Annotated in this window: 13 protein-coding genes; 7 read left to right on the forward strand and 6 right to left on the reverse strand. The window is 74.2% G+C overall.

Annotation, left to right across the window (positions count from 1 at the left end; all coding sequences use genetic code 11):
- Nucleotides 1-13: 13 nt before the first annotated feature.
- Nucleotides 14-1,246, reverse strand: a complete 1,233-nt coding sequence (locus EKG83_RS00420; protein ID WP_051764555.1) for a cytochrome P450 — start codon at nucleotides 1,244-1,246, stop codon at nucleotides 14-16.
- Nucleotides 1,247-1,339: 93 nt separating this feature from the next.
- Here EKG83_RS00420 and EKG83_RS00425 point away from each other — a divergent pair, with 93 nt between their 5' ends.
- From EKG83_RS00425 to EKG83_RS00435, 3 genes are all read left to right on the forward strand, one after another.
- Nucleotides 1,340-2,047 carry a glycerophosphodiester phosphodiesterase family protein gene (locus tag EKG83_RS00425; RefSeq protein ID WP_033428120.1) on the forward strand — a complete coding sequence of 236 codons (708 nt, stop codon included), beginning with the start codon at nucleotides 1,340-1,342 and terminating at the stop codon, nucleotides 2,045-2,047.
- A gap of 16 nt (nucleotides 2,048-2,063) precedes the next feature.
- Entirely contained in the window at nucleotides 2,064-3,008 is a 945-nt protein-coding gene (locus EKG83_RS00430) for a DUF5926 family protein (RefSeq protein WP_033428119.1), read from the forward strand.
- A gap of 64 nt (nucleotides 3,009-3,072) precedes the next feature.
- Complete coding sequence (locus EKG83_RS00435; protein ID WP_033428118.1) at nucleotides 3,073-3,399, forward strand: DUF952 domain-containing protein; 327 nt, start codon at nucleotides 3,073-3,075, stop codon at nucleotides 3,397-3,399.
- Between the two features lie 70 nt (nucleotides 3,400-3,469).
- On the opposite strand, the gene EKG83_RS00440 is transcribed toward EKG83_RS00435, so the two are convergent.
- Both EKG83_RS00440 and EKG83_RS00445 read right to left on the reverse strand, forming a co-directional pair.
- On the reverse strand, nucleotides 3,470-4,030 hold the full coding sequence (locus EKG83_RS00440; protein ID WP_084716013.1) for a ferritin: 561 nt from the start codon (nucleotides 4,028-4,030) through the stop codon (nucleotides 3,470-3,472).
- 106 nt (nucleotides 4,031-4,136) lie between these two features.
- Nucleotides 4,137-5,384, reverse strand: a complete 1,248-nt coding sequence (locus tag EKG83_RS00445) for an arginine deiminase (protein ID WP_033428117.1) — start codon at nucleotides 5,382-5,384, stop codon at nucleotides 4,137-4,139.
- Nucleotides 5,385-5,583: 199 nt separating this feature from the next.
- Here EKG83_RS00445 and EKG83_RS46695 point away from each other — a divergent pair, with 199 nt between their 5' ends.
- Complete coding sequence (locus EKG83_RS46695) at nucleotides 5,584-5,937, forward strand: hypothetical protein (protein ID WP_051764553.1); 354 nt, start codon at nucleotides 5,584-5,586, stop codon at nucleotides 5,935-5,937.
- A 2-nt stretch (nucleotides 5,938-5,939) separates the two neighbouring features.
- On the forward strand, nucleotides 5,940-7,967 hold the full coding sequence (locus EKG83_RS00450; RefSeq protein WP_051764551.1) for a caspase, EACC1-associated type: 2,028 nt from the start codon (nucleotides 5,940-5,942) through the stop codon (nucleotides 7,965-7,967).
- Between the two features lie 12 nt (nucleotides 7,968-7,979).
- On the opposite strand, the gene EKG83_RS00455 is transcribed toward EKG83_RS00450, so the two are convergent.
- The 3 genes from EKG83_RS00455 to EKG83_RS00465 all read right to left on the reverse strand — a co-directional run bounded on the left by EKG83_RS00455 (nucleotide 7,980) and on the right by EKG83_RS00465 (nucleotide 10,912).
- Nucleotides 7,980-9,290, reverse strand: coding sequence for an alpha/beta hydrolase family protein (locus tag EKG83_RS00455; protein ID WP_084716011.1), 1,311 nt, complete (start codon nucleotides 9,288-9,290; stop codon nucleotides 7,980-7,982).
- An 89-nt stretch (nucleotides 9,291-9,379) separates the two neighbouring features.
- Nucleotides 9,380-10,144 carry a CPBP family intramembrane glutamic endopeptidase gene (locus tag EKG83_RS00460; protein ID WP_033428116.1) on the reverse strand — a complete coding sequence of 255 codons (765 nt, stop codon included), beginning with the start codon at nucleotides 10,142-10,144 and terminating at the stop codon, nucleotides 9,380-9,382.
- 9 nt (nucleotides 10,145-10,153) lie between these two features.
- Entirely contained in the window at nucleotides 10,154-10,912 is a 759-nt protein-coding gene (locus EKG83_RS00465) for a DUF2470 domain-containing protein (RefSeq protein ID WP_033428115.1), read from the reverse strand.
- 142 nt (nucleotides 10,913-11,054) lie between these two features.
- Between EKG83_RS00465 and EKG83_RS00470 the strand changes: the two genes are divergently transcribed.
- Nucleotides 11,055-11,519 carry a hypothetical protein gene (locus EKG83_RS00470; RefSeq protein WP_228122466.1) on the forward strand — a complete coding sequence of 155 codons (465 nt, stop codon included), beginning with the start codon at nucleotides 11,055-11,057 and terminating at the stop codon, nucleotides 11,517-11,519.
- Nucleotides 11,520-11,581: 62 nt separating this feature from the next.
- Nucleotides 11,582-12,046: a hypothetical protein gene (locus EKG83_RS00475; RefSeq protein WP_153277812.1), complete on the forward strand. Its 465-nt coding sequence runs from the start codon at nucleotides 11,582-11,584 to the stop codon at nucleotides 12,044-12,046.
- Nucleotides 12,047-12,070 lie beyond the last annotated feature (24 nt).

A 12,070-nucleotide genomic window follows, 5' to 3' on the forward strand; every position in this document is an offset into this window, starting at 1 on the left:
GGCCGCCGGCGGACTACCCGTCGGTCAGGGGCAGTTCGTGCAGGCCGCGCATGACGAACTCCGCGCGCCGCCGGGGTTCGGCGGCCAGCCGCGCGCCCGGCAGCTTCCTGGTCAGCGCCGACAGGGCCGCCTGCACCTCGATCCGCGCCAGCGGCGCGCCCAGGCAGTAGTGGATGCCCGCGCCGAACCCCAGGTGCGGGTTGGGGTTGCGGCCGACGTCCAGCGCGTCGGGCGAGGCGAACACCCGCGGGTCGCGCGCCGCCGCGCCGAGCAGCGCGGCGATCTTGCGGCCCGGCTCCACCGCGTACCCGGCGATCTCCACGGGCTCGGTGGCGGTGCGCTCGAAGAGCTGGAGCGGCGAGTCGTAGCGGATGAGCTCCTCCACGGCCGTGGGCAGCAGCGCCGGCGAGCCGACCAGCCGCCGCCACTGGTCGGGGTGCTTCATCAGGGCGAGCACGCCGTTGCCGATGACGTTGACGGTGGCCTCGTGCCCGGCCATCAGCAGCAGCACCGCGGTGGCCACCAGCTCGTCCTCGGTGAGCTTCGCGCCGTCGGCGTCGGTGACCGCCACCAGGTCCGACACCAGGTCGTCACCGGGGGAGGCGCGGCGCAGCGCGACGAGGTCGCGCAGGTAGGCGATGAACTCGGCGGCGGCGCGCTCGGCGGCCGACCGCTTGTCCTCGGGCAGGCCGTACTCGTACATCTTCACGATCGCGTTGGACCACGGCTGGAGCAGCGGGCGGTCCGGCGCGGGCACGCCCAGCAGCTCCGCGATCACCTCGACCGGCAGCGGCGCGGCCACGTGGGACAGCAGGTCGGCCGAGCCCTCCGACCGGACCTTGGCCACCAGCTCGTCGACCAGCCGGTCGGCCAGCTCCGCGACCCACGGCCGCAGGCGCTCCACGTGCCCGCGGCCGAACGCGGCGGCCACCAGCCGGCGCAGCCGGGTGTGCGTGGGCGGCTCGTTCTCCAGCAGCGAGTTGCGGTGCAGCAGGTTGAACGCGGTGAACCGCTCGACCGGCAGGGCGTCCGACCAGATCCGGCCGAGGGAGCGGTGCCGCAGCACCGCCGACGCCGCCGCGTGCGACACGGCCAGCGCGATGCCCATGCCCTCGTGCCAGTGCACCTCGCCTTCCGCGCGCAGGGCGGCGAAGTCGGGGTACGGGTCGGCGATGAAGGCGGGGTCGTGCTGGTCGAACGACGTCACGGTCACGGACGGTAGGTCTTGAGCCTGCCTCGCGTCCATCCGAGTGTGCTTGTTCCGGCAAACATTCAGGGAGCTGTGACATGACGTAGTCGGGTTGACCGGGGAGTTGCGCCACCAGGAGCATTGCCCGTCGTGCCGCCCGACATCGTCGCCCACCGGGGCGCCTCCACCCGCCGCCCCGAGCACACCCTGGCCGCCTACGAGCTGGCCCTGGACCAGGGCGCCGACGGCCTGGAGTGCGACGTGCGGCTGACCCGCGACGGCCACCTGGTCTGCGTCCACGACCGCAGGATCAACCGGACGAGTGACGGCGTGGGCGTGCTCAGCACGATGACGCTCGCGCAGCTCCGCGGGCACGACTTCGGTTCCTGGCACGGCGGCGAGCCCGCCGGGGTGCTCACCCTGGAGGAGCTGCTGGGCCTGGCCCACGACCGCGGCGCGCGCCTGTTCGTCGAGACCAAGCACCCCGTGCGGTACGGGGCGCAGGTCGAGCGCGTGCTGGCCGCCGTGCTCGGCCGGTACCGGGTCGAGGCGGTGATGATGTCGTTCTCCGTGCTGGCCGTGCACCGCTTCAAGAAGCTCAAGCCGGACGTGCCCACCGTGCTGCTCTACGACCGGCTGTGGCCGAGGAACCTGCCCCGGTTCGCCGACTACGCAGGTCCCGGTGTTCACCTGCTCAGGCGTCACCCGGACCGGGGACGCGATACCTACGTGTGGACCGTCGACGACCCCGCGGACGTGGCGTTGTGCCGTGAGCGGGGTGTTCGCTTCCTCGCCACCAACAACCCGGGCGAGACGCGCCGGCTGCTTGCGGCTAACTTGACGCCCGACCAGCCCTGACCACGAGGAGGCGGCGGTGGCCAAGCGGACGGCCGTGAAGAACAAGCCGGCGGACGGGATCAACCCCCGCCAGCCGTGCCCGTGCGGTTCGGGCAAGCGCTACAAGGCGTGCCACGGCGGCGCCGGCGGCGCGGCGGACGTGATCGTCGCCCGCCCGTTCGAGGGCCTGGCCGCCGAGGCCGAGCTGATCGCGCTGCGCGAGTTCGTGCCCTCGGCCACGGCGCGGCTGCCGCTCAAGGACGGCGGGCGCGAGATCACCCTGGCCACCGTGCTGCCGATGGCCGCGGCCGGCCTGGTCCGCGCCGACGGCACCGCGTTCGTCGGCCTCCAGGTGCAGGTCCGCTCCGGCGACCTGAGCCGCGACCTGGCGCGCGCCGTGCAGTGGGCGCTGACCGCCGAGACCGGCGAGGCGCTGGCCGTCGTCGGCCCCGACAACGGGGAGAACCCCGGCCGGCTCCAGGACCTGCTCGACCCGGACGCGACGCTGAGCCCCGAGCTGCACGCCGACTTCGCGTGGTGGCTGCCGCCGGAGAACGAGCCCACCGGCGACGTCGCGCTGTCCCTGGAGCGGGCCAACGCCGCCATCCTGCCCACCGAGCGCGTGGACGCGCCGGGCGTGCGGGCCGCCTACTGGGTCGACGCGGGCGACAAGGCGCACCTGCGCTGGGTCCGCCCGGAACCGGAGGAGGCGCTGCTCGCGGCGCTGGCCCGGCTGTCCGTGCGCGGCGAGCTGGACCTGGGCGAGGGCTCCCGGTACGCGGGCTCGTTCCGCGCCCACGGCCTGCTCGTGCCGGTGTGGGACCTGGACCGCGAGCTGCACTCCAGCGAGTGGGCGCCGGGCGCCGAGGCGCTGGGCAAGCGCCTGGCGGACGCCCTGGCCGGCCTGGACGGCGAGCCGCTCACCGAGGCCGAGCGGCGGGCCCGGGACGGCCTGCGCGGCCGGCAGATCACCCTGCGCTGACGGGCTCTGTCCACAGGCACCCCCCAACCTGTCCACAGGTACCTGTGGACAACCAGGAGGCCGCGTGATCCTGCGGATCAGCAGCAGGGACGACTGGGCGCGCGACCGCGAGGCCGGCGCGATCCCGCTCGACCCGGACGGGTTCGTGCACTGCTCGGACCCCGGCACGGTGCACCTGCCCGCGAACCGGCTGTACGCGGGCAGGCACGACCTCGTGCTGCTGGTGGTCGACCCGGGCGGCCTGCCGGTGCTGTGGGAACCGGGCGAGGCGGGCGAGGCCGGCCCGTGGTTCCCGCACGTCTACGGGCCGATCCCGGCCGACCAGGTGGTGGCCGTGCACGAGTTCGCCCCGGACGCCGACGGCGCGTTCCGGCCGCTGCCCGTGCTGTGACCCGAACCCGGGCAAACGACGCCGGCGCCCCGCCACCGCGAACGGTGGCGGGGCGCCGGGGCGTGCTGTCCTAGAGGGCGCCGCCCGCGGCGCGCGGGGCGGTCGGGTCGGTCCCCTCGGCCACGGCCTCGCGGGCCAGGAATGCCTCCACGTGGAACAGGTTGCCCTCGGCCCGGTCCACGACGGTGAGCAGCGTGCTCATCGACGCGACCTCCTCGACCTGCTCCTTGAGGAACCACTGGAGGAACTGCTCGCCGAGGTAGTCGCCCTCGTCGCGGGCGGTCTTGGCGAGCGCCACGACCTGCTCGGTGACCGCCTTCTCCTGCTCCAGCGCCAGCGCGACCGGCTCGCGCGGGGCGGCGAAGTCGTTGCGCACCTCGTCCACGCCCGGAATGGTCACCGGCAGCCCGCTGTCCAGCAGGTACTGCACGATCATCATCGCGTGGTTGCGCTCTTCGAGGGCCTGCTTGTAGAAGTGCGCGGCCAGCCTGGGCAGGTCGTTGCCGTCGTACCACACCGCGATGGCCACGTACTGCTGCGAGGCGGTGAACTCGTTGCGAACCTGCGCCCGCAGCAGGTCGTGGAACTTCGACTCGCGCGCGGAGGAAATCTTCGTCAGGTTGAGGGCCATGGTCGAAGAATAACCCGCGATACGATTCAATGCATTGAAGGCAAGGCTGCGCAAAATTAGGAAAGGGTTGCCGAAGAAAGCTTAGGCAACCCTTTCGGGACTGCTCTCACACGAGTGGCGCGCGGTCGATCGGGCACGACATGCAGCGCGGCCCGCCGCGGCCGGAGCCCAGTTCGGAGCCGCTGATCCGCAGCACCTCCACGCCGGCGTCCTCCAGGCGCGCGTTGGTCTCCACGTTCCGCTCGTAGGCCACGACCAGGCCGGGCGCCACGGCCAGGGTGTTGTTGCCGTCGTCCCACTGCTCGCGCTCGGCGGTCACCGGGTCCAGGCCGGTGTCGATCACGCGCAGCCGCTCGATGCCCATCGCCTCGGCCGCCGCCTCCAGGAACGGCCGCCGGTCGTCCACCACGACCCCGCCGGCGCCGTCGGACCGCACCGGGTAGGCGTCCAGGGTGTCGCGCACCGCCGGGTACATCACCACGGCGTCGCGGTCGACCATCGTGCACACCGTGTCCAGGTGCATGGTCGCCCGCTCCTGCGTGATCGGCACCGCCAGCACGGTGTGCGCCAGGCCGTCGGCCAGCGCGGACCGGGCGAACGACTCGGCGCCCGCGGGCGTGGTGCGCTCGCCGACGCCGATGGCCAGCACGCCCGGCGCGAGCAGCAGCACGTCGCCGCCCTCGACCGGCGCGGAGTGCGCCCCGTAGGCGCGGCCGGTCCGGCGGAACCGCGGGTGGTAGGCGTAGATCAGGTCGGTCAGCGCGGTCTCCCGGTCGCGCGCGGGCAGCGCCAGCGACGTGATCGCCACCCGGTCGCCCACCCACACCGACGAGTCGCGGGTGAACAGCAGGTTGGGCAGCGGGGCCACCGCGAAGTCGTGCGGGTGGTGCATCTTGCGCACCAGCGACGCGCCCTCGGCCGCCGGCAGCTCCTCGAACGTCATGCCGGTCATCAGCGCGGTGGCCAGCGGCTCCGGGCCGATCGAGGCGAGGTGGGAGCGCAGCGCGTCGGCCAGGTCGATGCCCAGCCGCCGCTCGTCGACCGCGCTGTGGATGCCCGCGATCCGCGCCCGGTCGTCGTGCAGGGCGGCGACCAGCAGGTCCGACAGCAGCAGCACCTCCGCGCCGCGCCCGCGCAGCACCTCGGCGAACGCGTCGTGCTCCTCCTGGGCCCGGTCGACCCACGGCACGCCGTCGAACAGCAGCTGGTCGTTGTTGCGCGGGGTCAGCCGCTTCAGCTCGGCGCCGGGGCGGTGCAGCAGCACCGTGCGCAGGGGGCCGACCTCGCTGTCGACCCGGGGTGCCGGGGCGGGGGCGGCGTCGGGGGCCGCGGTCTGGGCGATGTGCGCAGTCACGTCCCCGAGGGTAACCCCGGAGCGGCGGTAACAGCAGCTCGACAGGGCCTGTTGCGACAAACTCGATCGCACTTTGGTCTGAAAGTAGCGATTCGTTGTGCGATTCGACTGGGTGAACACCTGTTTGTTGCGATGTGACATGGACTGGCGGGCGACCGGGGCGACTGCGGGATGATCAGTGCTCTACAGGGGAGGCTCCGTGGCGGAAATCCGCTTACTGGTCGACACGCCCGGCGGTGCGGCGTCGGCGACGAACCTGCTGCTCCAGGAGTTGGTGAGGGGTGCGCGCGTGGACGCGCGGCACGCGCCCGCCGACCTGCCGGAGGGCGCCAAGAGCGGCAGCGGCACGACCATCGCCGAACTCGTCCTCAACGGCACGCTCAGCGCGGCCGCGGCGGGCGCGGTGGCGTCGGTGGTCTCCGCGTTCGTGCAGCGCGGCAGCGCCCGCAAGATCACCGTCAAGTCCGGCGAGGACGAGATCAGCCTGGAGGGCGTGGACGCGGCGTCGCAGAAGGCGCTGCTGGAGGCGTGGCTGCGGGAGCGCGGGGACTAGCCGTGGGCAGGCACGCCCTGCTGGTCGCGACCGGCGAGTACTCCGACGTGCGGCTGAGCCGGCTGCGCGCGCCCGGGCAGGACGTGGAACGGCTCGCCGCCGTGCTGGAGGACCCCGACGTCGGCGGGTTCACCTCCGTCGAGGTGCTGCGGGACCGGCCCGACGACGAGGTCCGGCGCGCGGTGGAGGACCTGCTCGCGCCCCGCGCCCCCGACGACCTGGTGCTGCTGTACTTCTCGTGCCACGGCCTGGTCACCCCCCAGCGGCGCCTGTACTTCGCCGCGGCCAACACCGTGAGCGACCGGCCCGCGGGCACCGCGATCCCGCGGTCGTTCCTCAACGAGCAGTTGGAGGACTGCCGGGCGGCCGGGCGCGTGCTGGTGCTCGACTGCTGCTTCAGCGGCGCGTTCGTCGAGGGCTTCAAGGGCGAGGCCGCGGTCCTGGACGACGTGGGCGAGGGGTACGTGGTGATGACCGCGTCCAACGCCTACGAGTACGCCTTCGAGCAGGACTCGCTGTCGCTGGACGCGCCGGTGGCGTCGCTGTTCACCGACGTGCTGATCGAGGGCCTGGCCGGTGGCGGCGCCGACCTCGACGGCGACGGGTGGGTCGACGTGGCCGAGCTGTTCCGGTACGCGCGGGAGCAGGTGCGGGTCCGCCGGCCCGACCAGACGCCGCAGTTCTTCGCGCACGGGGCGTCCGCGCCGGTGCGGATCGCGCGTGCCGGGGCTCCGTCGAGGCGCGTGCCGCGGCGCGCGGCCTCGTACACGGCCGGTCAGCTGCTGGTGCTGCGCGGGTTCCGGGCGGCGGCCGACCCGGTGTGCCGGACGCTGGGGCCGATGGGGCGGCGGGCCGTGGTGTTCGTCGACGGCCGGCCGGAGGAGATGGCGGATTCGTCGGCCATCGTCGCGGCGTACCGGCCCGACGACCCGCGCGACTCGCTGGGCGCCTCCTACGTGCGGGAGTTGGTGGAGGAGGTGCGGCGGGAGGCCGGTGACGGGGCGGCGTCGGCGGTGGCCGTGGCGCGCGGGGCGCTCGGCGGGCTGGTCGAGGCGATGCGCGAGGGCCACAACCCGGTGCGGTTGATGCGCGGGGTGGAGGCGGCGGCGGCGCGGGCGGTGGAGCTGGTCGGGGCGGCGGCCGTGCCGTTGGGGGAGGAGGACGTGCGCACGCTCGCCACGACCGCTTCCGGCAGCGAGCGGATCGGGGCGGTGGTCGCGACCGTGTCCGGCAGGGTCGGGTGGCGGGGGCCGGTCCTGGTCGAGGAGGGCAGGGGCTTCGGCCTGGAGTTCGAGATCGGTCGTGGGCTGCGGATCGACGCGGGGTACGCGTCCGGCGGGTTCGTCACCGACCCGGTGCGGCGCGAGGTGGTGCTGGACAACCCGGTGGTGCTGCTGCACGCCGGGTACCTGACCGACGACGTGATCAGGGAGATGCCGGACGAGGACCTGCTGGTCGTGTGCGAAGGGCTGTCCCACGAGGCCCTGGTGGCGCTGCTGCGGCCCGGTGGGGAGCGGGCGGTCGCCGCCGTGGTCGTCGACCCCGCCGAGCGCACCCGACTGGCCCGGGTGGTCCTCGACCGGGGCGTGCTGGAGGTGGCGGCGACGACGTCGCGCGGGCGGGCCGGGAAAGCGGTGGTCACCGCGCACGACACGGTGGTGTTCACCGGGTGGCCGTCGGACGAGCACCCGGCCGGCCTGATCCGCGCGGGCGGTGCGGAAGTCGGGGTGGTGGAGCGCGCCGTGCGCGCGGTGCGCGGCGCGGCCACCTCGGGGGTCATCCGGGGCGGCGGGGTGGCGTTGGCCGAGGTCGGCGCGCGGGTGGCGGCCGAGGCGACCGGCACGGAGGAGGAGGTCGCGGGGTGGCGGGCGTTCGCCGCTGCGCTGGCCGAGCCCTCCGCGCGGATCGCGGAGAACGCGGCGCTGGCCGTGGCGGACCTGGACCCGTCCCGGCTCGACTCGGCCGGCACGGCCCGGGTCGTGGTGGCCGCCGCGGCCCGCACCGCGTCCCGCTTCCTGCTGGTCGCCTGACCGCTCAGGCGCTCACCCGACCAGGTGGACGTCCGGGTGGCGCGGTGAGTCGCCGCGGAACAGGCCGGTGGGCCGTCCCTTCAGGTGCAGGTCGAAGTAGGCGGCCAGGTAGTCGCGCTGCGCTTCCAGCGAGCGCCCGGGGTCGATCGTGCCGACGATCGCCTGCTGCTGCTCCGGGGTGAGCACGCCGCCGAGCTGCGGGATGGCGAACTGGAGGTCGGTGAAGCTGTTGTGCCTGCTGCCCTCGAAGAACAGGTCGCGCTTCCAGCCGCGCTGGTTCGGCCAGAAGTCCGCCCACGTCGGGTCGACCGCGCGCTCGCGGTGGGTGTGCGGGACCCGCGCGCCGGTGTCCGAGTCCACGAGTTCGCTGCCCACCAGCAGGAACGGCCGGTCGAGGCCCCGGGTGACCACCTCGCCGGGCTGGTAGTCGGCCTCGTCGGTGGACACGGCCAGCGCGCCGTCGAGGTTGGCGCCGACGTCGATGCGCCGGTCGCGCACCATGGTCTCGCCCGCGGTGAAGCCGCCGTACGAGTGGCCGAACGCGCCGACCCGCGACAGGTCCGCGTGGTCGAACCGGGCCAGCTCGTCGAGGACGAACCGGGTGTCGGCGATCCGCGCCTCGATGGCGGTGCGGCGGTCCTCCGGGTCTTCCACGTCGAGCAGCGGCGGTTCGACCCGCCCGTCGGGGAACTCGACCGCGACCGACTCGTGCGTGTGCGACATCGACACCACCACGTAGCCGCGGCTGGCCAGGTCGTCGGTCACGCCCGCGTGCAGCTCGCGCACCGAGCCGAGGCCCGGCGAGAACAGCAGGACCGGCCACCGCCCGCGGGCCGGAGGCGCGTCGGTCCGGGCGTGCCGGCGGGGCGAGGCCCAGTCCACCGCGCCCGGCGGCGTGCCGAAGAGCGCCGAGGCGAGCTGGTCCACGCCCGCGGCCACGCCGGGTGCCATCCACGGTGCGCGCGGGGCGTGGGAGCGCTCGGCGGGGTAGGCGATGGTGGCCATGACCTCGCGGGGGCGGTCCGGGCGCCACGGGTCGGGCCGGTCGTCGACCAGGTGCAGCTCCGCGGTGCCGACCGCGTACCGGCCGGTCGGTTCGGGCACGGTGATCCGCGCGGCGGCTGCGGTGGTGGCCGGGGTGGCTGGGCCGGCGGTGGCTGGGCCGGCGCTGGTCAGGCCGGCGGTGGCTAGGCCGGCGGTGGCTGAGCTGACCGTGGTCGGGTCCGCGTTGGTCGGGGTGGCGTTGGCCGGGGTGGCGGTGAGGAGTGCGGCCAGCGTGGCGGCGGTTGCGGCGGTGGCCGCGGTCAACACTTTCGTGCGCATCGGCAGATTCCCTCTGTCGGGTGACAACCCCTCGGATGCTGGCCGCCCCCGGCATCAGCGCGCGTCGTCCCCCGGGGTGATCGCCGGTCTTACGGCAACCAGTCGACGCGCCCGCGCAGCAGCGAGTAGCCGACGAACGCGACCACGTCGAGCAGGGTGTGCGCGACGACCAGCACCCACAGCCGGTTGGTCCGCTGCCACACCTTGCCGAACACCAGGCCCATCACCACGTTGCCGACGAACCCGCCGAAGCCCTGGTAGAGGTGGTAAGAGCCGCGCAGCACGGCGCTGGCCAGCAGGGCCGTGCCCTCGCGCCACCCGAGCTGCCGCAACCGCGTGATCAGGTAGCCGACGACCAGCACCTCCTCCGCCCACGCGTTGCCCGCCGCGGACAGGATCAGCACCGCGCCGCGCCACCACGACTCGTCGAGCGTGGACGGCTGCACCGCCAGGTTCAGGCCCAGGTTCCAGGCGACCAGGTAGAACACCACGCCCGGGATGCCGATGACGGCGGCCAGCCCGAGGCTGCCCAGCGCGTCCGGCCCGACGCGGGTGCGGTCGAGCCCGAGGGCCCGCAGCCGCACCCCGCCGCGCCACAGCAGGTACAGGCCGAGCCCGCCCCACGCGGCCAGCTGCACCACGCCCAGCAGCTGCGCGAGCAGGTCGAGCAGGTCGAACCGCGCCTGCGGGACGTTGATCGCGACCTTCTGCTCGTTGAGCGGCACGGGGTTGAGCAGGCTGTCCAGCAGGCGCACCAGGCTGCGCAGCCCGGACAGGCCGAGCGTCATCGCGAAGACGAGCAGCAGCTCGACCTGGTAACCGCGGCGCTCCCGGGCGTCGAGTGGTTCGATCACCCGCGTACGTTAACGGCGCTGCGCCAGGAACGGGCAGCCCATCAGCCGGCGCAGCTCGACGGCCAGCTCCTGCGAGGTGCCGACCGGGCGGGAGAACGCGATCCGCACGTCGTGGTCCTCGTCGGCCATCTCCACCCGCAGCCGCAGGCCGAAGCGGTCCAGGCCCAGCGGGCGCACGTGGCCGCCCCGCAGGTGCTCGGGCAGGTGCTGGGAGAGCAGGCCCACCACGTCCCGGTGCGACAGCTCCAGGTGCCGCAGCCAGTGGTCCTCGTGCGCGGCGAACGGGTCGGGCTCGGCCTGCGCGAACAGCTCCGGGCGCAGCGACGTGGTGCTCTCCGCGTCGGCCACCACCAGCGACGCCGGGACCAGCCTGACCACGCTCACGCCGTGCCCGACGTCCAGCAGGCGCGGGTCCGGGCGCTCGTCGGCCACCTCCAGCGCCGCCTCGCGGGCCTCCCGCCCGTCGAGCGCGCGCAGCCAGCCGGTGAGCCACAGCAGGCCGCGCACGGGCTCCCGCAGCGGCACCGGCGCGTGGTCGGCGACCTCCAGCATCGCGGTCACCTCGGCCGCGCGGAGCGCCCCGACCAGCGGGTGCTCGTCGCGCAGCAGGAGCGTCGCGTCCCCGCGCGGGTGCACGTGGTGCAGCAGCGGCGTCACCCGGCTCTCGGAGCCGTCCGACGGCAACAGGGCCGCGCGCCCACCCCGGGCGGCGATCGTGCGCGCTCGCTCCGCCGGGTGCGGGGCGGGCGGTCGACGCGTCTCGTTCACCGCTCACCTCCCAACTTAGGGCAGCCTAACTTGATGCGGGCGGGGTGGGAAGTCCCACGACCGGTGCGAGTGCACCGGATGGCCGCTCCCCCTGCTTACCCGACCGCCGTAGCCTGGTCACGCCCCGTGCGGAGGTGGCTGCGTGGCCGTGCCCGACAAGCCGTCCACCGAAGGAGCGGCCCTGGACGACCCGTGGACCCGGCACTGCCTGGAGGTGGCCGACCGCCGGGCGTTCGGCTGGGTCGTCCTCGGCGCGCTCGCGTTCGCCCTCCAGTTGGCACTCGTGTTCGTCTTCGAGGTCTCCTCGTCCCTGCCGGCCGTGCTGCTGCTGTTCGCCGCGGCCGCGCTCGGCCTCGTCCTCACCCGGCGGCAGCCGGTGCTCGGCGACCGCGAGTGGGTCCACGTGCGCGTCCACTGGCGCCGCGGGCGGCTCGTCGTGCACGGCACCCGGCAGTTCGTGCTCGACGTCAGCGCCGGCCCGCTGGTCCGCGGCCGCATCAGCCGCCACCGCCGGGCCTGGGTCGTGGTCCCCGACCGGGCGGGCAACACGGTGGTGACGTTCCGCGGCGTGCCCAGGCTGTTTCCCGCGAAGGTGTCACGCGGCTGAGTTTCGCGCGCGGGTCAACAGGCAACCCGGAAGTGGGAAAGTCTGGTTTGCTGGGAGCGGTGGTGGGCGAGGCTTGGGTGCACAAGTGCCTGACCGGGGCGGATCGTCGCGCGGTCGGGTTCATCGGGCTGGCCGGGATCGCCTTCGTCGTGCTGTGGCTGCTCTCCCAGTGGGTCGGGTCCAAGTGGGTGTTCGTGCTCACCCCGCTGTGCGTCGAGTTCGCCGTGCCCGGCCTGCGGCACTTCTGCTCGCGCCGCAGCCTGCGGAAGCTGCTCGCCACCTACCCGCGGCACCCCGTTTCGGTGAACTTCGTGCCCGGGCGGACCAGGGTGGGGCGGCAGGCGTACCTGGAGACCGACGGGTCCGACCGGACGTTCCTGCGGCTGTTCGAGGTGCCCGAGCGGGTGCGTGACAACATCCGCCGCGGGGGCAAGGTGTGGATGGCCGGGCCCGACGCGCGCGGCCGGGCCGTCGTGCTCACCCGCGGCGCGCCGTTCCTGACCCTGGGGCGGGTCGTCATCCGATAAGGGATCTCATCGGCTTTCGCGTGC

Source organism: Saccharothrix syringae (genome assembly GCF_009498035.1).
Taxonomy (GTDB): domain Bacteria; phylum Actinomycetota; class Actinomycetes; order Mycobacteriales; family Pseudonocardiaceae; genus Actinosynnema; species Actinosynnema syringae.

What these genes read in the sequence shown, in the direction of transcription:
- EKG83_RS00420 (WP_051764555.1), bottom strand. Translation starts at nt 1,246, where the DNA reads ATGGACGCGAGGCAGGCTCAAGACCTACCGTCCGTGACCGTGACGTCG.
- EKG83_RS00440 (WP_084716013.1), bottom strand. Translation starts at nt 4,030, where the DNA reads ATGGCCCTCAACCTGACGAAGATTTCCTCCGCGCGCGAGTCGAAGTTC.
- EKG83_RS00455 (WP_084716011.1), bottom strand. Translation starts at nt 9,290, where the DNA reads ATGCGCACGAAAGTGTTGACCGCGGCCACCGCCGCAACCGCCGCCACG.